The following is a 251-nucleotide window of genomic DNA, read 5'->3' on the forward strand; positions in this document are numbered from 1 at the left end:
CACCCCGGCCCGCTTCATGTGGGGTATGGCATGCTTGGTCCCGAGGAACACGCCTTTCACGTTAACGGACTGTACAAGGTCCCATTCTTCCTCGCTCAGCTCGTGTGTGGGCTTGTTCGGCCCGGCGTAAGCGTTCATTTCAGGACGTTCTGACACCCCGCTGAGATTCGCCCTACAGTAACCTCACATTTTCCGACACGAGGTTACCCCCATGAGAAAGCACCGCACACCCGAACAGTGGCAGACCCTGG

At 58.2% G+C, this 251-nt stretch carries 1 protein-coding gene; it reads right to left on the reverse strand.

What is annotated here, in order from left to right; all coding sequences use genetic code 11:
• Positions 1 to 138, reverse strand: a 138-nt coding sequence (locus EZI54_RS24225; RefSeq protein WP_242674596.1) for an SDR family NAD(P)-dependent oxidoreductase, incomplete at its 3' end; no start/stop codon positions are given.
• Between the last annotated feature and the right edge of the window lie 113 nt (positions 139 to 251).

It is taken from the genome of Marinobacter halodurans (assembly GCF_004327985.1).
GTDB classification, from domain to species: domain Bacteria; phylum Pseudomonadota; class Gammaproteobacteria; order Pseudomonadales; family Oleiphilaceae; genus Marinobacter_A; species Marinobacter_A halodurans.